Consider the following 20599-nt stretch of genomic DNA (forward strand, 5'->3'; position numbering starts at 1 on the left):
GGAAAGTCTGTAGCTTTTTAACCTACAGTAAATTGACACGATCATAATTTTATTGAAAAGGTGATTTTTAATAATGATCTGTGTTATAATATGAATATGAAAAGGGAAAATAAAAACAGGATGCTGATAACATCCTGTAGTATACAATCTAGTTGCTTAGGCAACTGGTATCACTAAATTTTTAAATAAAAAATAGTAGTATCCACTTGCGCAGGGGCTACTATTTTTTTGAGATTTTTTCTATAAGTAGAATTATTAATGTTAATAGTGATATTAAGAATAAACCACTTTGAAATAATAACATTAAAATGCTGTTACTCATTTGTATCACCTCCCTTCGAAAAGGGATTGGTGATATCAGCAGCCCTTATGCAGCCTATTTGATTGTACTAATAGATTATAACATGTATAATGTTTTAATTCTATAGTTGGTATTATCTGTTACTTGAAACATATATTATAAAATAAGACTTGTGATTTATTTTTATTGCACCGTAACGTCTCTTACTATCTTTATAAATATCGAGAATAAGGGATTTAATCTGCTCATAATGTGGTTATTCATCCCTTTAACTCATCCTACATTGAACACTGTAATATTTGTATTCGCCTTGTGCAATGTCAGCATGTCAACTGTTGATTATGATACTATATTTCATGCACTTAAAGAAGTACCGGAAGGGGCAGTCATACAAGGCGACGGTACAGACGCTTAATTGATACATTGCAGGATTTGCCAAATGAATAAATAGAGTAATTTTTTATGTCAATGCCTTTTTTAAGGTATTGACATAATTATTTCAGTTGGAGTTAGTTGCTTTTTATTGGTCTACATTTTATTTTAATTTACATAATATTTATGATGTTTATTAAATTATTTTATATTTTCTTTTCAAATAAATAAAATATTCACTTTTATCATCCCCTTAATGATGTCTCACCCATGAGGTAATAGTCAACCTGCTGTGCCGCCTTCCTTCCATCTTTTAAGGCCCAAACCACAAGTGACTGACCGCGCCTCATATCTCCGGCAGCAAATATTCCCTTTTTGCTGGTCATATAATTTTCATCTGTCTTCACATTTCCTCTAGCATCAAATTCTACACCAATATCATTTAGCAATCCTTCATGCTGAGGGTGGACAAAACCCATAGCCAGAAGAACAAGGTCAACTTTTTGATTAAACTCCGTGCCGGGTATGCTTGTCATCTTCATCCTGCCATTTTCTTTCTGCCATTTAACTTTCACCCCTTGAAGAGATCTCACCCGCCCGTCTCTGCCTTCAAATTTTTCTGTACCTATACACCATTTTCTTATACAACCTTCCTCATGAGAGGTCGTAACTTTGAGAGTTTTGGGGAAAGTAGGCCAGGGCATGGTTTCATCTCTTACGAGCGGCTGCCTGGGCATCAGTTCATATTGATAAACAGCTTTGGCACCCTGTCTTATTGAAGTGCCTATGCAGTCAGAACCTGTATCTCCTCCGCCTATGACAACTACAATTTTTCCCTTTGCATTTATCTCCTCTTCAATTAGTTTCTTACCTGCAACTCTTTTATTCTGCTGTTTCAAAAAATCCACTGCAAAATGTATTCCCTTGAGCTCTCTTCCCTGAATTTTAAGATCCCTTGGAATAGTAGAGCCTCCCGTTAGAACTACTGCATCAAAGTTTTTAATCAATTCATCAGCGGAATACTTTCCTCTGCCCGCATAAACATTTGTTTTAAAATCTATGCCCTCCTCTTTCATTATATTTATTCTTCTATCCAATACGCGTTTTTCAAGTTTAAAATCAGGAATTCCGTATCTTAAAAGTCCTCCAATCTCATCTTCTCTCTCAAATACGGCAACCGAGTGTCCTACTGAATTGAGTTCCGATGCCGCCGAAAGTCCTGAAGGACCCGAACCTACTATAGCCACCTTTTTTCCAGTTCTTACTTTCGGAAGATTGGGCTTTATCCATCCTTCTTCAAAAGCTTTTTCTATTATATTCAATTCTATTTCCCTTATGGACACCGGTTTCCTATTTACTCCGAGAGTGCAGGCACCTTCACAGATAGCCGGACATATCCTCCCTGTAAATTCGGGAAAACTATTGGTAAGGATTAGCCTTTCAAAAGCTCTCTTCCAGTTATTCCTATACACAAAATCATTCCAATCCGGGATTACATTTTCGGTAGGACAGCCCCAGTTGCAAAAAGGAGTCCCACAGTTCATACACCTGGCCGCTTGAATCTTAATCTTATCTTCAGACAATCCGCAGTATATTTCTCTATAATCTTTGACTCTTTCCTCTACACCACGTTTTTCAGGATCTTCTCTTTTATATTCTCTAAAACCAGTTATCTTTCCCATAATGCTGACCCCTCTTCATTACCAGAAGCAGCAACCGCTTCCGCTTCTGTCTGCTGCAATATGGACTTGTATGCTCCAGGTATTATTTTTTTGAACTTATTTTTATAAGCATCCCATTCATCCAGTATATTTTCTGCCTTCAAACTGTCTGTATATTTATAGTGCTCCCGTACTAATCTATATACAACATCCATATCCCGTTTATCTGAAATATTCTCTACTTCAACCATCTGTAAATTACACCTGTCATAGAAGGAATCATCCTCATCCAGAACATAAGCAACTCCTCCGCTCATGCCGGCCGCAAAATTTTTGCCGGTTCTACCTATGATAACCACTGTTCCGCCAGTCATATATTCACAGCAGTGATCTCCTACACCTTCAACTACCGCCTCAGCTCCGCTGTTTCTCACCGCAAATCTTTCTCCTACGCCGCCATTTATAAAAGCTTTTCCTGAAGTAGCTCCATATAAAATAGTATTCCCGGCTATTACATTTTTTTCTGCTGCAAAAGTGCAATTTTTAGGTGTTCTAATGATTATTTTACCTCCTGACAGCCCTTTGGCCACATAATCATTGGCATCACCTTCAAGTACCAGAGTAAGTCCATTTACTCCAAAGGCACCAAAGCTCTGCCCTGCAGATCCTTTAAAATTAAGTACAATTGTATCTTCAGGAAGACCGCGGCTTCCATATTTTTTAGCAATTATACCGCTCAGCATGGATCCCACGGCACGATTTACATTCTTTATTTCCATGGTTGCAGAAACTTTTGTTTTATCATTTATGGCACCTTCAGCCATCTGAATAATCTTATAATCCAATGCATCATCCAATCCATGATTCTGGGGTATCGTACAATAGGATTTAATCTTTTTCGGCATATATGGCTTATACAAGATAGAAGATAAATCCAATTCTTTGGCTTTCCAGTGATCGACCGCCTCCTTTGTCTCCAGCATATCTACCCTTCCTATCATTTCATTCATGGTTTTAAATCCAAGCTCAGCCATGTATTCTCTTACTTCCCGTGCAATAAAAGTCAAAAAGTTTATTATATACTCGGGTTTACCCCTGAAATGCTTTCTGAGCTCGGGGTCCTGCGTGGCTATACCCATATCACAGGTATTCAAGTGACATTTCCTGAGCATAACACACCCCATGGTCACAAGAACTGTAGTTGCAAATCCAAATTCTTCAGCTCCAAGCAGTGCTGCAATTACCACATCCCTGCCTGTTTTTAACTGTCCGTCAGTCTGCAGCCTAACTCTGCTTCTCAAATTGTTCAGCAAAAGCACCTGTTGAGTCTCAGATAGACCAAGTTCCCAGGGAATCCCCACATGTTTTACAGACGAAAGCGGCGCTGCTCCTGTTCCACCATCATAACCACTTATCAATATTAAATCTGCATGAGCTTTTGCAACTCCGGCCGCAATTGTTCCCACTCCCATTTCAGAAACCAATTTTACGCTTATATTCGCCTCAGGATTTACATTTTTCAAATCATATATAAGCTGTGACAGATCTTCTATGGAATAAATATCATGATGGGGAGGTGGTGAAATAAGATCTATTCCCGGAGTACAATGTCTGGTTCGTGCAATATATCCACCAACTTTCTTTCCCGGAAGTTGACCGCCCTCACCAGGTTTCGCCCCCTGGGCTATCTTTATCTGAAGCTCGTCTGCATTTACCAGATACTCTGTAGTAACTCCGAAACGTGCTGAGGCTACTTGTTTTATGGCACTTCTCCTTGAGTCTCCATTAGAATCCAGTCTGTACCTTTGTGGATCCTCGCCGCCCTCTCCAGTGTTGCTTCTCCCACCTATTCTGTTCATAGCTATAGCTATGGTCTCATGGGCCTCTTTACTTATGGACCCAAAGGACATGGCTCCTGTACAAAATCTCTTAAGTATTTCACTTACGGGCTCCACCTCTTCTATTGAGATACTATTTCCCTTCTTAAATTTTAATAGGCCCCGTATAGTACATAGATTTTTATCCTGCTCATTTATGATTTTTGCATACTCTTTGTATACATCATAACTGTCGGTCCTGGCTGCAACTTGAAGTTTATATATGGTTTCAGGATTAAAGAGATGAAATTCTCCCCCTTTTCTCCATGAATAATTTCCTCCTACATCAAGCTGTGAAATAGGTTTTCTTATCTTATTGAAAGCATTTTTATGTCTTGACAGTACCTCACTGGCTATTACGTCAATTCCAACTCCACCTATTCTTGAAGGTGTACCTTCAAAATATTTGTCCACAAACTCCGAGTTCAAACCTATGGCTTCAAATATCTGCGCTCCATGATAACTCTGAAGAGAGGATATTCCCATCTTTGAAAGTATCTTCAATATCCCCTGATTTACAGCTCGTATATAATTTCTTTTTGCCGTATTCATATCTGCTTCAGTTATGTCTCCATCTCTCACCATCTGATCTATAGTCTGATATGCAAGGTATGGATTTACTGCCGAAGCCCCGTAACTTACAAGCAGTGCAAAATGCATGGTTTCTCTTGCCTCTCCCGTTTCCACAATAATTGAAACTTTCGTACGGGTTTTTTCCCTGATCAGGTAATGCTGCACTGCGGAAACCGCCAAAAGACTTGGAATTGCCGCTTCATACGAATCCACATTTTTATCGCTCAATACCAGTATATTATATCCTTCTCTTATTCTCTGCGAAGCCCTTTCACAAATTTTATTAAGAGCCTCCTTAAAACCATCTATTCCCATATCGCATTTAAAGGTAATCGGTACCGTAGTAGTTTTAAAGTCCTTATTCCTCAAACTCTTTATCTTCGACATTTCCTCATCCGTTAAAATTGGGCTTTTGATCTCTATAAATGGATCCTTTGTAATTTCATCATTTAGTATATTGGCTTGAGGAGAGCCTATATAATTCAAAAGAGACATCACAAGTCTTTCCCTTATAGGATCTATAGGGGGATTTGTTACCTGGGCAAAAAGCTGTTTGAAATAAGAAAAAAGAAGCTGGTTTTTGTTGGAAAGCACAGCAAGTGGGGTATCGTTACCCATTGAGCCTACAGGTTCCTTACCTTCAATTGACATTGGGGCTAATATTCGCTTCAAATCCTCAAGAGTATATCCAAAAGCCTGTTGTTTTTCTCTCAGTACTTCTGGAGTTATTTGCTCTTTTGCCGCAACAGTATCAAACATATCCAAGGTAAATCTCAATTTATCCAGTATTTTGCCATAGGGTTTCGCTTTACAAATTTTTTCCTTTAATTCCTCATCCTTTATAATTTTGCCTTTAGATGTATCCACTAAAAACATCTCACCGGGCTTTAATTTTCCTTTTTCCAGGATATCTTCATTTTTGAATTCCAGCACCCCAGCCTCTGAAGCAAGTACAACAAATCCCGTTTTCGTTATTACATACCTGGCAGGTCTCAACCCATTTCTATCAAGGGTAGCACCTATCTGAATGCCATCGGAAAATGAAACAGCTGCAGGTCCATCCCATGGCTCTACCAGAGAACCATGGGATTCATAAAAAGATCTCTTATACTGTTTACTGCTGCAATTTTGTTCCCAAGCTTCAGGTATCAGAAGCATAAGTGCATGTGGAAGAGATCTTCCGTCCTGATACAAAAGTTCCAGTACATTGTCAAGAGAAGCAGAATCACTTCCGCCTGCATCTATTATTGGAAAAAGATTTTTGATATTTTTACCAAAGGCCCTGGATCTAAGCACACCCTCTCTGGCTCTCATCCAGTTTCTATTTCCCCTTATGGTATTTATTTCTCCATTATGGCCAAGATATCTAAAGGGCTGGGCCAAATCCCATGTTGGAAAGGTATTTGTACTGTACCTCTGATGTACCAGCGCAATAGCACTCTTAAAATTTATATCATTGAGATCAATATAAAATTTTTTTATCTGATTTGCCAGAAGCAGTCCTTTATATACTATCGTCCTGCTGGAAAGACTGCATACATAAAAAGTTTTTGCGGCTCCCTTCAATACCTCCTTTACTTTATTTTCCACCTCTTTTCTTATCATATAAAGCTTTCTTTCAAACTCAATTTGATTTCCTGCATTTTTTCCTATAAATATCTGCCTTATAATAGGCTCAGTACCCTTTGCAGTCTCACCTATACTTCTATTGTCTGTAGGTACGTCTCTCCATCCCAAAACCCGCTGGCCTTCTCTTTCAGCAACTCTTTCCATTATTCCCTCACACTGCAGTCTCAGAGCTGTTTCCTTAGGGAAAAATACCATGCCTACTGCATATTCTCCAGGCTGCGGCAGTTCAATACCTAGATTATCACAATTTATCCTGAAAAATTCATCCGGAATTTGAACAAGCATACCTGCTCCATCTCCAGTTTTTGTATCAGAACCAACTGCTCCTCTGTGAGTTAAATTAACTAGAATCTGAATGCCGCGTTTTACTGTACTGTGAGTTTTTTCACCTTTTACATTTGCTATAAATCCAACTCCACATGAATCCTTCTCAAAGTCAGGATCATACAGGCCCTGTTTTGAAGGAAATCCATTACTATAATTCATAATACTATGCCCCCTTTATAATTAACAATAAATGCCATCAGCTGAACCGATGGCCTCTACACACGGCAAAGATACATTTTTCAAGTCCCCAGAATGTATTTTATGCCTTTTTTCCTTTTAGCACTGTACTTTAAATTACAATGTAAGTTCTTAAAAGTATTTCATTTTTTATTAATATTTAGTAAAAATATTATCACAATTCACTATTATATGCAAGTTATATATAGAAATATTTCATTTTAATATATATTTTTTGTAATTGACATTATAAACTCCCCAACATTAAATTTATATTTTCAGATGTATGGGACACATTCTTTTATGAATCTGGACACCTGCACCGATTTGCCTCTTACAGTGCTGCTGCAGCACAGGTTCAAATTATCCACGGCCCTGGTGACTCCAACATAGAAGAGCCGTCTTTCCTCTTCTATATTGTCGTCAATATTGTTTTCGTGGGGCAGAATCCCCTCGCTGCAATCTACTATATATACATTCTTAAACTCCATCCCTTTCACGCCGTGAATCGTACTCAGCGTAACGCTGTTTTCATCCTGTACACTTTCCTCCAGAACTTTTTTTACATCGTCTACATGGTTTAAAAAGTCCTCTATACTGTCAAAATTCTCACATGAAACTTTAAATTCATACAGGATGTGCTGAAATTCTTCCAGATCCCTATTTGATTTTCTGCAGTAGTCCCTTAAATATTCTATATAATTTAGCTTATTCAATATAAATTCCACAGCACCATTTAGTTTTATCCTGTTTAATTTTTTGATTTTTCTCTGAAATTTATCTAGGATTTTAAGCTGGAAAATAGATATGCCGCCCACATTCTTCAATATTTCAAAACAATTTTCCCTCGTTCTGTTTTTTCTGATTTTTTCCATATTTACCCTTCCTATATACCTGAAGGGTTTATTTATAATGGATATGAAATTTTTTCTGTCACACACGTCAATGGATAATTTAAGGTAGGATATCAAATCTCTACATATAAAATGATTATAAAAATTATATTTCTCATCCAACAGCTTGAATTTTATGCCATGTGTCAAAAAAGAATCAATCAAGATCCTGGATTCCACATTTGTTCTGTAAAGTACCGCAATATCTCCATATTTGCACCTGCCTTCATCTACAAGATTCCGTATGGATTTCGACAGATAATCGGCCTGCTCTTTTTCTCTAGGGAATATATTGAAATTTATTTTCCCGTACTCCTGTCTGCTGCTGCAAATGGGTTTTAAATTTCTATCTTCATTATTAAATATGATGTTTTTAGACATACCTACTATATTCTTCGTACTTCTATAATTCATTTTTAGAAACAATTTTTTGCCATTTTGAAAGTATTCCCTAAAATTCACCATACAATCGGGTTTTGAACCCCTAAAGGAATATATGCATTGATCCTCGTCTCCCACTGCAAACACAAAATTGCTCCTGCCAAGCAGCTGCAGGATTTCTATCTGAAGGCTGTCGCAATCCTGAAATTCATCCACCAGTATATATTTAAAAGTTCTCCTGTAATAGTCTAAAATATTTCTATCCTTCCGGAACAGTTCCCCAACTTTCAGCTGGAGATCATCAAAATCCATAAGGTTATTCGCCGCCTTGTACCTCTCGTACTTATTAAAGCAGTCCATAAATACAGTTTTATCCAGTCGACTCTTGAAATCTTTTATATTTCCCCCGGTATTTTTAAAAAAGGATATGTCATTTAAAACCTCTCTTATTTTTTCATCTCCTGTGGAATCCATGTAAGATAAAAGTACATCTTTTACCACCTGGCTTGCTTTGTGCAGTGGTATTATCTTTATCTTATTATCATATTTTTTCAGTATGTTATAGTACAGGGAATGAAATGTTCCAAAAAAAGGTATATTTTCTCCCTTTGAAATCATTAAATACCTGCCTCTCATATCAAAAGCCGAGGATCTTGTAAATGTTATTACCAATATGTTACGCGGATCTGCATCTTTTACATTTATCAGATAATTCACCCTGTTTATTATAACTGTCGTTTTTCCCGAACCCGGCGGGGCACAGATTAAGACGTGCTTAAAATCAGTACATACTGCTTCCAGCTGATTCAAATCCAAGTTATTGTTCATTACAACCTTTCTCCTTATATATTTACAATAGTTTCGCCGAATCTACAATCTTGTAATATTTCATGTTAAGTATTACAATATTTATAGAATACCTATACATAATTTTGTTCATAATCACCCAAATTAAAACATAAATAGAGGAGATTTTTATTATGGAAAGTTCAAAAAATTTTGACATGAGAAATGGAAGAAATCTTACCATGCTGGTAGATTTTTACGAACTCACCATGGGTAACGGATATTTTGAAAGCGATATTGGAAATAAAATATCTTATTTTGATATGTTTTTCAGGAGTATTCCGGACAACGGAGGATACTGTATTATGGCTGGAGTTCAGCAGATTATAGAATACCTGTCCAATTTAAGCTTTTCAGAAGATGATATAAGGTACCTCAGAGGTAAAAAACAATTTTCCGAAGAGTTTTTGAATTATCTTAAAAACTTCAAATTTTCCTGTGACGTGTGGGCCGTACCAGAAGGAACTCCGGTATTTCCTGGAGAACCTATAATAACCGTAAAAGGTCCTGCCATTCAGGCACAGTTTTTAGAAACCATGATACTTTTAAATATAAATCACCAGACCTTAATTGCCACAAAGGCAAACAGGATTTGCAGGGCTGCAGGTAAAAGACCGGTAATGGAATTCGGATCCAGGAGGGCTCAGGGTCCTGACGCAGCTATGTATGGTGCCAGAGCTGCAGTCATAGGAGGCTGCAGCTCAACTGCCTGCACCATAGCGGACCAGATGTTTGGAATTCCTGCAGTCGGAACTATGGCTCACAGCTGGATACAGCTGTTTCCCTCCGAATATGAAGCTTTTAAAGCCTGGGCTAAAGTATATCCAAACAACTGCGTGCTTCTAATAGACACCTACAATGTATTAAAATCAGGCTTGCCAAATGCCATAAGAATATTCAAAGAATTCCTGATTCCCGGAGGTTATAAACCAAAGGGCATAAGAATTGACAGCGGTGATATAACTTATTTAACTAGAAAATGCAGAAAAATATTGGATGAGGCAGGACTCCCAGAGGTAAAAATAGTTATTTCCAATTCTCTTGATGAATTCGTTATAAGAGATGTGCTAAGCCAGGGTGCTTGTATTGATTCTTTCGGAGTCGGTGAAAGACTGATAACTGCGAAATCAGAACCTGTATTTGGGGGAGTGTATAAACTATCTGCAGTAGAAGATGACGGAGGAAATATAGTCCCTAAAATAAAAATAAGCGAAAATGAGGAAAAGATAACAAACCCCGGATTTAAAAAAGTATACAGAATTTACAGTAAAAACGAAGACAAGGCTATTGCAGATTTAGTGACTTTAAGAGATGAAAACTTGGATGCAGATAAACCTCTGGAAATATTCGATCCTGTATTTACCTGGAAGAAGAAAAAAATAAAAGACTATTATGCCAAAGAACTGTTAGTAAAAATATTTGACAAAGGCCGCCTTGTATATAAAAACCCGGATGTAAGCGCTATTAAAAAGGTGGTAGGGGAAGAGACTTCCAAGCTGTGGCCTGAAACTTTAAGACTTGAAAATCCCCATCGCTATTATGTGGATCTGTCCAAAAATTTATGGGATTTAAAGCAGCACCTGCTTGGAAAATATTCCGATACCTATGACGGATAAACCAAATTTAACTCACTGCTTGAAGATTTTCGGTCCTTCCGAAAATCTTCTTTTTAATTGTACTCTTTAATTATATCTGTAAACTTTTTTACTATATAAGCTGTAAATCCCCAGATAACATATTTTTTATACTGATAAAAGTATTCCGTTATTTTTCCACTTCTAAACTTATAGTTTCTCCCATTTACTACTAGATTATAGGGAAATTTTTCTCCCGGCATGGAAACCACCGGCATTTCATAAATAAGCGGAATGCTTTCCATAAAAAATTTCAGGGGAACTTTGATAATATGATCCACTTCACTTTTGCTGGGAATTATATTTTCACTTTTAACCCTGCATACAAAGGGATACATTATAAAATTATAGGGCGTTACAGCATAATCCATCTCTCCTACTACATCTATATCCTCCCTATTTAAATTTAATTCCTCCATGGTTTCCCTTACTGCTGTATCTTCGGGAGATTCACCATATTCCATTTTTCCGCCCGGAAAACATATATCCCCCGGCTGGTGCTTTAAATTCAGGGCCCTTACTTCAAATATCAAATTCAAATTCCCTTTCTCCAAACAAAGTGGAATTGTTACTGCACTTTCACTAAAATCCCCCATAATTTTTCCTTTTCTGCCTTTAAATATTCTCTCGACTTTTTCCATCAAAATTTATAACTCCTCCTATCTTTCAAAATACAACGATACTCAATTGTAAAATACATTCCTTAATGATATACTTTAAAATGTCATAATTAATTATATAATATGTTTTCAATAAAATACAAAAAAAATTTGGACAGATGGAGTGATTTACTTTGAAACACAGAATAAACATAGCATTGTTTTTCTATATATTTATATTTATATTCTCTCCGAATTACAATGTATCAGCTGCCAAACCGACTGGAAATGAAAATCCCGATATTTATGGAAAAGCAGCCATAACAGTGGACATGCAAACGAATGAAATAATATATGAAAAAAATCCGGATATCAGGGTGTATCCTGCCAGCACTACAAAGCTTCTCACGGCTATACTCCTTGAAAAAAACAGAAAGCCAAATAATATTTTAAAATATACTCCTGGAGCCAAAAATCAACCCAAGTCGTCTTTAAATAGGGACATCCATTCCATAGAGCCAGGTGATTCAATGACTGCAAGGGACGTAATGGATGGACTTTTGATGTATTCTGCCAACGATCTGGCCTATGTAGTTGCAGAGAATATATCCAAAAATGCAGGTGACTTTTCCAAAAAGATGAATGAATACGTGAAAAAACTCAATTTGAAAAATACCCATTTTGTCACCCCAAATGGCCTTCATAATCCCGATCACTATTCTACATCCTATGATATGAGTGTAATTGCAAGAGAAGCTTTTAAAAGTCTATGGATAAGAAACACCATGGGAACTTACCAGGCCACGGTAAAAACTGCAAGTGGTTTAACTTTTCCCATTAAAAATACAAATAAATTGCTGGGTAAAGATGGATGTATCGGAGGTAAAACCGGATATACCGTACCTGCCGGAAGATGCCTTGTAGCCATCTATTATAGAAACGGCCGCCAGATACTTGGAGTGGTAATGAATTCCGTATATGATCCGGGAGACACGTATGTATTCAATGATATGGAAAAAATAATAAATTGGAGCTATGATGAAAAGCCCACCATTTTATATAAAAAAAATTCTATAATTGGAAAGCAGATTATAAAGTATAGACCTTTATACTTTATAGGACCGCATGTAAATATAGAAGTTCCCATAAGAATAAAAGACAATGTAGCCTATTACGACAATGAGCTCAACAGAAAAGAACTGAAAAAAGATATGAATTTTTCGAACATCACTTTCAAAGCTTTGGAAGGTAAAGCTCCACTGGGAGATTTAACTATAAAAGAAAGAAATTATTCTAAAAGCTATAAAATTTATTCCAATTTATCAGATCGGGAATTTCTCAAAAAAATAATTCCTTTCTATTTAAAAACTTTACTTGTAATTTTCATAGGTTTCCTTATGATAAAGTTTATTTATAAAAGAAGTAGGGGCAAATGACAGTGGAGTATTTTGTCCACTGCCGCAGGATTCTATTTTACGCCTACATTATCCTCCAATTTATTTCCTCTCTGAATAGCCGTGAGTCCTGTACGTACAATCTTCTTAATTCCATAGTACTTCATAATACCAAGAAAAGCGGATATTTTTTTCTCGTCACCGGTTATCTCAATTGTCAGACTTTTTTCATCCATATCAACTATATTTCCCCTAAAGGTATTCACAATTTCCATGATAAGCAGTTTGTATTTTGAATTTGCGGATACTTTTACCAGGCACAGTTCTCTATAAACGGCCGGAACATCTGTAAGATCTGTTACTTTTATAACCTCAATCAATTTATTCAGCTGTTTGCTTATCTGCTCAAATATATAATCATCTCCCAGTGAAACAATAGTCATTCTTGATATCGTAGGATCGCCCGTAATACCTACAGTAAGGCTGTGTATATTGTATCCTCTCCTGCTGAAAAGCCCAGCTACTTTACTCAAGACTCCCGAATGATTTTCCACCAATACTGACAATACATATCTTTTTATAATGCTCACCTCTTTCTAAAATGTATTTTCGAGTGGATCAACAATACACTCTATTAAAAATGTTTTGTCCGAATACAGCGCTTCCTGAAAAGCCTTTTTAAATTCAACATTATTTTCTACTCTTCTTGCCAGAAGCCCATAAGCTCCAGCCAGTTTCACAAAATCAGGGTTAGCTTCAAAATTGACCTCAAATTCTTCAAAATGGTTATTTCTTTGAATTTCCCTAACCAACCCGAGACCTGAATTATTGAGAAGTACTATAATTATATTTATCCTTTTTTCCAAAATGGTTCCGAGTTCAAACATACTCATCTGAAAACCCCCATCACCTACAAAAGCTACAACTCTTTTGTCAGGGCACCCTATCTTTGCCCCGATGGCCGCCGGAATCGAGTATCCCATGGTCCCAAGGCCGCCGGAAGTGAAGAATTTCCTGTCACCCAGAATTTTAAAATTACGCGCACACCAGATCTGATTCTGCCCCACATCTGCAGTTAAAATTACATCATTTTCCAATAAGTCGGATATTTTATTTAAAATAATTTTGGGATTTACCTTTTCTGTGCTATTTTCATCAGGATCTGAATTCTCACTCCATTCTTTTATTTTATATATCCATTTTTCCGTATCTAAAGGACATATCATCCGTGACAATTTCTCAAGAATGATTTTTATATCGCCCACCACGGGAATATCTGCATTTAAATTTTTATCTATTTCAGCAGGATCAATGTCTATATGAATTATATCTGCTTCTGCAGCAAATCGGCTGCCTATCCCGCAGGTTGTCCTGTCAGAAGCTCTGGAACCAATAAGTATTAAAACATCTGCACTTTCTACAGCCCTATTGGCATAGTCAAAACCATGCGTCCCTATAAAACCTATATAATAATTGCTGTCTTCATTCATGGCTCCCTTTCCCATCAATGTATTTACAACGGGTATATGGGATTTCTCCACAAATTCTCGAAGCTGCTTTTCAGCATTTGAAAGTATAACTCCTCCTCCTGCACAGATAATCGGTCTTCTGCTATTTTTAATTCTATCCACTATTTTTCTTATCTGTCCAACATGTCCCTCCGTAGTTGGCTTATATCCCCTTATATCAACGGTTTGTGGATATTCAAAATCATCAATATCTTCATCCATTATATCCACAGGTATGTCTATGAGAACTGGACCCTTTCTCCCGGTTCGTGCTATATAAAACGCTTCTTTCATAATTTTAGGTATGTATTCTGCCTTTTTTACAAGGAAATTATATTTTGTAAATGATTCGGCAGCACCTGTAATATCAAGTTCCTGAAAAACATCCCTGCCAATTAAGGAGGATTTAACCTGTCCCGTGATTACTACCATTGGAATGGAATCCATGTAAGCTGCAGCAATACCTGTAATGATATTTGACGCACCCGGTCCTGATGTCACAATGCAAACTCCAACTTTTCCAGTAGCTCTGGCATATCCGCTGGCTGCATGTCCCGCTGCCTGTTCCTGTCTTACAAGAACATGTTCAATGTCAGATTTTCTCAGGGCCTCATATATGGGAATAACTGTGGCTCCGGGATATCCAAATACCACTCTCACATTTTCTTTTTTTAAGCACTGCATAATTATTTCAGCAGATTTCATATATACATCTCTCCCCATTGTTGAAAGTTTAATATATTTTTTATGCACAATAAGCAAACACCATTTGCTTATTGTGCATAATCAAAGTTGTGCCATTCTCGTATACTACTTTAATATTGCTCCAGTATTTGCAGAAGTCACAAGCTTTGCATACCTAGACAAGTATCCTGTTTTTATCTTCGGGGAAGGCTTTACATATTTCTTTCTTCTTCTTTGAATCTCTTCAGAATCCACTTTCAATTCTATTTTCTTGTTTATAATATCTATGAATATGCTGTCTCCTTCCTCTATCAGGCCTATAAGGCCGCCTTCCATAGCTTCCGGAGATATATGTCCTATGGATGCCCCTCTGGTCGCCCCTGAAAATCTTCCATCCGTGATAAGTGCTACATCCCTGTCAAGACCCATGCCTGCTATTGCCGAGGTAGGTGAAAGCATTTCCCTCATTCCAGGGCCTCCTTTAGGGCCTTCATATCTTATTACAATTACATCTCCCCTGTTTATTTCATTTCCAAAGATGGCTTTTACCGCATCTTCTTCTGAGTTGAATACCCTTGCCGGTCCTTCATGTACCATCATTTCCGGTGCCACTGCAGATTTTTTGACTACTGCCCCATCTGGTGCAAGATTTCCCCGCAATATTGCTATTCCACCTTCACTGCTATAAGGTTTGTCTATATGTTTTATAACTTCATAGTCAAGAACTTTATAATTTTTTATATTCTCACCCACAGTTTTTCCAGTGACAGTTAATTCATTCTCATTTATCAGACCTTTTTTTGAGAGTTCATTCATAAGAGCTTCTATCCCGCCTGCCATATGCAAGTCCTCCATATGATGCTTTCCGCTCGGGCTCAATTTTGTAAGACAGGGAGTTCTTCTGCTTATCTCGTGAAATAAATCCAAATTCAGCATGATTCCTGCTTCATGTGCAATTGCCGGAAGATGAAGTACGGTATTCGTAGAACCTGCCATTGCCATATCAACGGTTATAGCATTTTTAAAGGCATTTAAAGTCATTATATCTCTCGGTTTTCTATCGTTTTTTACACAGTCCATAACATACATTCCTGCATATTTCGCCAGTTGATTCCGTTCGCCAGTCTGGGCAAGTGCAGTTCCGTTCATTGGAAGCCCCATTCCAAGAACTTCGGTAAGACAGTTCATGCTGTTTGCTGTGAAAAGCCCGGAACAGCATCCACATCCCGGACAGGATCTTTTAACTTCCTCTTCAAGCTGTTCTTCTGTTATCTTGCCATCGCTGCAGGCTCCCACTTGTTCTATACATGTACTGAAGTCCAGAATCCTACCATTTAATCTGCCTGCCCTCATAGGTCCGCCGCTTACCACGACAGCTGGTATATTGAGTCTTGCAGCAGCCATTAGCATTCCAGGTACTATTTTGTCACAATTGGGTATTAAAACAAGTCCATCAAATTCATGGGCAAGTGCCATGGATTCAATTGAATCTGCTATGAGTTCCCTCGATGGAAGTGAATATTTCATACCTATATGACCCATGGCTATTCCATCACAAACTGCAATTGCAGGAAATTCCATCGGTGTTCCCCCGGCCATGACTACTCCAAGTTTGGCGGCCCTTGCTATCTCATCCAGATGCATATGGCCTGCCACTACCTCATTTTGCGAATTTACTATCCCAATCAGAGGTTTTTCAATTTCCTCTCTTGTAAGCCCCATTCCATACATAAGCGCCCTGGCCGGAGCACCTTTAATTCCTTTTTTCGCCAAATCACTCCTCATTTTGAAAATCCTCCCTCAAATTCATACATAACCGAACCAAATACAAAACCATCAACTGTGAAAGCAATCATGACCTGCAGGTTTCTCACCTTCTACCCCGCTTCTCTGTAAAGTCAATTTTCACTGCTTACTTCACTTTTTATTTTTTAATCACTTATATTTTAAAGCCCCTTTTTATTTACGATACTTAAATCAAATTTATTCATTGTCAGGATTCTCATTTATCCAGGACATCATACCTCTCAGTCTCTTGCCTACTTTCTCTATAGTGGAATTTTGTTCCAGCCTTCTCCTTGCAGTAAACTTAGGCCTTCCAACCTTGTTTTCAAGCAGCCAGTCCCTTGCAAATGTTCCATCCTGAATTTCCCCAAGAACCTTCTTCATTTCAGCTCTTGTATCCTCGTTTATTATTCTCTTTCCAACCTTATAATCTCCATATTCTGCAGTATCACTGATGGAATACCTCATTTTGTTTATTCCACCTTCATACATCAAGTCAACTATCATTTTCATTTCGTGCATGCATTCAAAATATGCATTTTCAGGAGCATACCCTGCTTCAGTGAGTGTGTCAAAGCCCGCCTTTATGAGCTCTACAATTCCTCCGCAAAGTACTACCTGTTCTCCAAACAAATCAGTTTCCGTCTCTACCCTAAAGGTAGTAGTCATAACACCTGCCCTTGTTCCGCCAATTCCCTTTCCATAAGCAAGCGCAATATCTTTTCCTCTCCCTGTGAAATCCTGGTACACTGCATAAAGGCACGGAACTCCGGCACCCAATGTATATTCTCTTCTCACTATATGTCCTGGTCCCTTAGGTGCAATCATAAGTACATCTATATTCTTGGGCGGAACTATCTGATTAAAATGAATGTTAAATCCATGTGCAAAGAAAAGTGCATTTCCCTCTGACAAATTATCTCTTATGCTTTCCTCATAAACCTGCTTTTGTTTTTCATCAGGTATGAGAACCGCTACAATATCAGCCCGTTTAACAGCCTCAGCTGTTTCATATACTTTGAATCCGTAATTCTCGGCTTTTTTCCATGACTTGCTGCCTTTGTACAGCCCTACTATTACATCAAGACCGCTGTCCTTCAAATTCAAAGCCTGGGCATGTCCTTGACTTCCAAATCCTAAAACAGCTATTTTCTTTCCCTTCAAAAGATCTAAATTAGCATCCTCATCATAGTAAACTTTTAATTTTTCCACAACATTTTCCTCCTCTATAATTTCATTTGTGCCCATTTTCACCTAATTAAATGAAAATTATGATAATTCCAAATTTTACAACTATTAATTATAACATATTTCACTCATTCGATTTAATTAAATCATAAAACTAAGCCAAAAACATACCCCTAAAATTTTATAAAAAAAGCGGCCAAATTTCTCACTTGGGGCGAGAAGTTTGGCCGCGCGGTACCACCCAAAATTTTTACTCAAAGTAATAACGGTATTACCGGAAAAGCCTACTTAAAGTTCAGCTCACAACTTAAAGGCTACCTTCAATAGTTGTATTTATGAGTTTTCACCAAATCTCACTCTCTAAAAAATATTCCCTATTTACTCTTCCTTGTCATTGTCTTTTATACTCTATAATTTTTATACAAATCTTTTTAACAATTTTATTAATCAAAATTCAGTGTATGTGATGATAATAATCCTTCATTATCAGAATGTCAAGAGCTTTTTTGCAAAAAAATTATTTTTTTGAATCAATATTTTTTCCTACATTATATGCAAATTTGATACTCAAACTTGCAAAAATAAATTTCATGGATTTTATAGACTTTTTTAAATTAATTGTTGACATGTTTATTTTTTTATAGTATATTATGTACAATAAATAAAAAACATTGACGGAGAAGAGTAAACAAAAATATGCCTTCAGAGAATGGGAATGTGGTGAGAACCCAGAAGCTAAAGTTGTTGAAAATCACTTCCGAGTTGCATGCTGAAATTAATTTAAGTAAAGTAAGCTATGCCGGCACAGCCGTTATACGCATGAGTAATAATTTGGGTGGTACCGCGGTAGACTTTCGCTCCAGAGTGAGAAGTCTATTTTTTTATACTCTAATTTCACATACAAATTATTTTATTTAAAATTACAGTGTATATTTTTTTAACCTAATCGGCGAGAAGTCGTCCACCTCTATAGGTGGTGTGATAAATTGAATAATATTCGAATTTGCTTTATCCTATTAAAAGACAAATAGTGTCAGAATCTGTCTTTTAAACTCTAAAATCAATTATACTATCTTTTTATCTTTTAAAAAATCAAAACAAAGTTTTATTCATTCATTAAACGGAATTGACGGGCAGCAGGAAATTTCCTGACTTCAACCCTGCACAATTTCAACAGGCGCTTGTAAAAATATCTATAAAAAATAGGGGAACACTGTAAAAACAAGCTTACAGTGTTCCCCTATTTTGATTTTTATATGTTCCTTTTTCTTCAGCTGCCAAACTTACTTCCTCTGTCGCCTATGTAGTACTCAAATGTACTTCCCATACTGTCTAGAGACCATAATCCGGTTGCCTTGAAATTATATCCACTATAGGTATCATAATCTGCGGGATCTGTATTGTAGGTCTGTATTATAGGATATATAGGCTTGTCCAATCCATAGGCTTTATATTCCCTTGCCATCGTATCCAGGCAGGAAGCAACAGACCAGCCCATTTCTTTCCAGTAACATTGTGGTGCTGAAAAATCGCAGTATTTGTTAAAAACAGAATAGGGTATATTCTGGTGATAACTTGCTATTGGAAAAGATGAATATCCAATTATGGCATTTGGACATTTGCTTCTCACAATCTGACATACCTGTTCTGCCGCATCAAATTTATTGGCTACACCGGCCACGTTACTGTCGCCCTCGGCATCAAAGACATAATAATCGCTGTTGTTCAATGCATCTACTATAATATCCGCTTCACTTTCGGGATAATTGAAATAGTTGTACCCCCAGGTGCCTACTATGAATCCATTTCGCCTAAAGTCTCCTACATATTTCAGAAAATCATCCCTGAAGTTTGTCCCACCTCCTGAGGGGCTTGAACCTTCATTGTATTTTATGCATACATTGTTTATTCCCATGTTTTGCAGCTTTTGAATCAGAGCATCTATACCTCCGTAGGAATCCACTTCACTTTGAAGCTCCCATATCCACATGGATGTAGATGCTACAGATTCTACATTTTTATTCGAAGGTTTTATTGTAACACTAAGGTTCACCGGTTTGTCATATCCTTCTACACTTCCCTGATAAACATAGGTTCCCGGTGGATCCTGCGTATTAACACTTTTACTCCACACAACCCCTACCTGTTTGACGGTTCCGTCAGACATGGTAGCCGCAACGGTAGTCGGGAGGGTATAATTATCTCCCTGACTTATAGCCACATTCATGTCATTTACACTCACTACCTTCAATGTAGTTCTAAAATCCATGCTGAAATTACTTTTTATCTGCCTGTTATACCTCGATTTCAGATTAGAATCCACAGTCAATATGTATTCGCTGTTAAGAGCATAGGATTGTTTTGGTGAAACATTTACGTAATAGCCATTATTACTCAATGATATATTTAAGGACACTTGTCCATTAGTTTCTTTATTTACAACTTTTATACTGTTTTGGGCGGATGACAGATCAACAGGTTGATTGAATTTTATAGTCCAAGTTTTATCCACAGGTACATCTTCCCTGCTTTCAGGACTGCTTTGTGTCACATACTGCCGAGGTGCATCATTCTGCGCTGTTTCATCGGCCAAAGCAAAACTGCAGTAATTCAGCTCACATATTAAGACAACTACTGCAAATATAAAAATATTCTTTAGCAGTTTAAACAATAAACTCCTTCCTTTCTGCATAAAAGTAATATATTCCTCTTTTTTTTCCTCCTTTCCTCTGATTTAAAAACATACCATATTACCATTTTATTTCCTAAA

12 protein-coding genes and 2 other annotated features are annotated in these 20599 nt (G+C 37.2%); of the genes, 2 read left to right on the forward strand and 10 right to left on the reverse strand.

What is annotated here, in order from left to right:
- Positions 1-220 precede the first annotated feature (220 nt).
- The 4 genes from AB8S09_RS07770 to AB8S09_RS07785 all read right to left on the reverse strand — a co-directional run bounded on the left by AB8S09_RS07770 (position 221) and on the right by AB8S09_RS07785 (position 9019).
- Positions 221-322: a putative holin-like toxin gene (locus AB8S09_RS07770; protein ID WP_367112703.1), complete on the reverse strand. Its 102-nt coding sequence runs from the start codon at positions 320-322 to the stop codon at positions 221-223.
- A 596-nt stretch (positions 323-918) separates the two neighbouring features.
- Positions 919-2355 carry a glutamate synthase subunit beta gene (locus AB8S09_RS07775; protein WP_294184670.1) on the reverse strand — a complete coding sequence of 479 codons (1437 nt, stop codon included), beginning with the start codon at positions 2353-2355 and terminating at the stop codon, positions 919-921.
- On the reverse strand, positions 2343-6899 hold the full coding sequence (gene gltB, locus AB8S09_RS07780; protein WP_369868868.1) for a glutamate synthase large subunit: 4557 nt from the start codon (positions 6897-6899) through the stop codon (positions 2343-2345). The genes AB8S09_RS07775 and gltB overlap by 13 nt, the downstream gene beginning before the upstream one ends.
- A gap of 296 nt (positions 6900-7195) precedes the next feature.
- The gene (locus AB8S09_RS07785) at positions 7196-9019 is read right to left on the reverse strand and encodes an ATP-dependent helicase (RefSeq protein ID WP_294184674.1); all 1824 of its coding nucleotides are present in this window, start codon (positions 9017-9019) and stop codon (positions 7196-7198) included.
- A gap of 152 nt (positions 9020-9171) precedes the next feature.
- Here AB8S09_RS07785 and AB8S09_RS07790 point away from each other — a divergent pair, with 152 nt between their 5' ends.
- On the forward strand, positions 9172-10653 hold the full coding sequence (locus tag AB8S09_RS07790; RefSeq protein ID WP_294184676.1) for a nicotinate phosphoribosyltransferase: 1482 nt from the start codon (positions 9172-9174) through the stop codon (positions 10651-10653).
- A 53-nt stretch (positions 10654-10706) separates the two neighbouring features.
- Here AB8S09_RS07790 and AB8S09_RS07795 read toward each other — a convergent pair whose 3' ends face one another.
- Positions 10707-11312, reverse strand: a complete 606-nt coding sequence (locus tag AB8S09_RS07795; protein ID WP_294184704.1) for an NUDIX hydrolase — start codon at positions 11310-11312, stop codon at positions 10707-10709.
- Positions 11313-11464: 152 nt separating this feature from the next.
- Between AB8S09_RS07795 and AB8S09_RS07800 the strand changes: the two genes are divergently transcribed.
- Entirely contained in the window at positions 11465-12706 is a 1242-nt protein-coding gene (locus AB8S09_RS07800; RefSeq protein ID WP_294184678.1) for a D-alanyl-D-alanine carboxypeptidase family protein, read from the forward strand.
- Positions 12707-12738: 32 nt separating this feature from the next.
- Here the strand turns inward: AB8S09_RS07800 and ilvN are convergent, their stop codons facing one another.
- From ilvN to AB8S09_RS07825, 5 genes are all read right to left on the reverse strand, one after another.
- On the reverse strand, positions 12739-13245 hold the full coding sequence (gene ilvN / locus AB8S09_RS07805; RefSeq protein ID WP_294184707.1) for an acetolactate synthase small subunit: 507 nt from the start codon (positions 13243-13245) through the stop codon (positions 12739-12741).
- 15 nt (positions 13246-13260) lie between these two features.
- Positions 13261-14877: a biosynthetic-type acetolactate synthase large subunit gene (gene ilvB / locus AB8S09_RS07810; protein ID WP_369868869.1), complete on the reverse strand. Its 1617-nt coding sequence runs from the start codon at positions 14875-14877 to the stop codon at positions 13261-13263.
- A 105-nt stretch (positions 14878-14982) separates the two neighbouring features.
- On the reverse strand, positions 14983-16641 hold the full coding sequence (gene ilvD / locus AB8S09_RS07815; RefSeq protein ID WP_294184682.1) for a dihydroxy-acid dehydratase: 1659 nt from the start codon (positions 16639-16641) through the stop codon (positions 14983-14985).
- 198 nt (positions 16642-16839) lie between these two features.
- Complete coding sequence (gene ilvC / locus AB8S09_RS07820; RefSeq protein ID WP_294184683.1) at positions 16840-17853, reverse strand: ketol-acid reductoisomerase; 1014 nt, start codon at positions 17851-17853, stop codon at positions 16840-16842.
- Between the two features lie 183 nt (positions 17854-18036).
- Positions 18037-18233 (reverse strand) — a binding site (T-box leader).
- A 258-nt stretch (positions 18234-18491) separates the two neighbouring features.
- Positions 18492-18694: a binding site (T-box leader), on the forward strand.
- Between the two features lie 405 nt (positions 18695-19099).
- Positions 19100-20521, reverse strand: a complete 1422-nt coding sequence (locus AB8S09_RS07825) for an Ig-like domain-containing protein (RefSeq protein WP_294184685.1) — start codon at positions 20519-20521, stop codon at positions 19100-19102.
- Between the last annotated feature and the right edge of the window lie 78 nt (positions 20522-20599).

Origin of the sequence: Clostridium lapidicellarium (genome assembly GCF_041224415.1) — a bacterium.
Classification (GTDB): domain Bacteria; phylum Bacillota; class Clostridia; order Clostridiales; family Clostridiaceae; genus Clostridium_B; species Clostridium_B lapidicellarium.

What these genes read in the sequence shown, in the direction of transcription:
- ilvD (WP_294184682.1), bottom strand. Translation starts at nt 16,641, where the DNA reads ATGAGGAGTGATTTGGCGAAAAAAGGAATTAAAGGTGCTCCGGCCAGG.
- AB8S09_RS07825 (WP_294184685.1), bottom strand. Translation starts at nt 20,521, where the DNA reads ATGCAGAAAGGAAGGAGTTTATTGTTTAAACTGCTAAAGAATATTTTT.
- AB8S09_RS07770 (WP_367112703.1), bottom strand. Translation starts at nt 322, where the DNA reads ATGAGTAACAGCATTTTAATGTTATTATTTCAAAGTGGTTTATTCTTA.
- ilvB (WP_369868869.1), bottom strand. Translation starts at nt 14,877, where the DNA reads ATGAAATCTGCTGAAATAATTATGCAGTGCTTAAAAAAAGAAAATGTG.
- AB8S09_RS07785 (WP_294184674.1), bottom strand. Translation starts at nt 9,019, where the DNA reads ATGAACAATAACTTGGATTTGAATCAGCTGGAAGCAGTATGTACTGAT.
- AB8S09_RS07775 (WP_294184670.1), bottom strand. Translation starts at nt 2,355, where the DNA reads ATGGGAAAGATAACTGGTTTTAGAGAATATAAAAGAGAAGATCCTGAA.
- AB8S09_RS07795 (WP_294184704.1), bottom strand. Translation starts at nt 11,312, where the DNA reads ATGGAAAAAGTCGAGAGAATATTTAAAGGCAGAAAAGGAAAAATTATG.
- gltB (WP_369868868.1), bottom strand. Translation starts at nt 6,899, where the DNA reads ATGAATTATAGTAATGGATTTCCTTCAAAACAGGGCCTGTATGATCCT.
- AB8S09_RS07790 (WP_294184676.1), top strand. Translation starts at nt 9,172, where the DNA reads ATGGAAAGTTCAAAAAATTTTGACATGAGAAATGGAAGAAATCTTACC.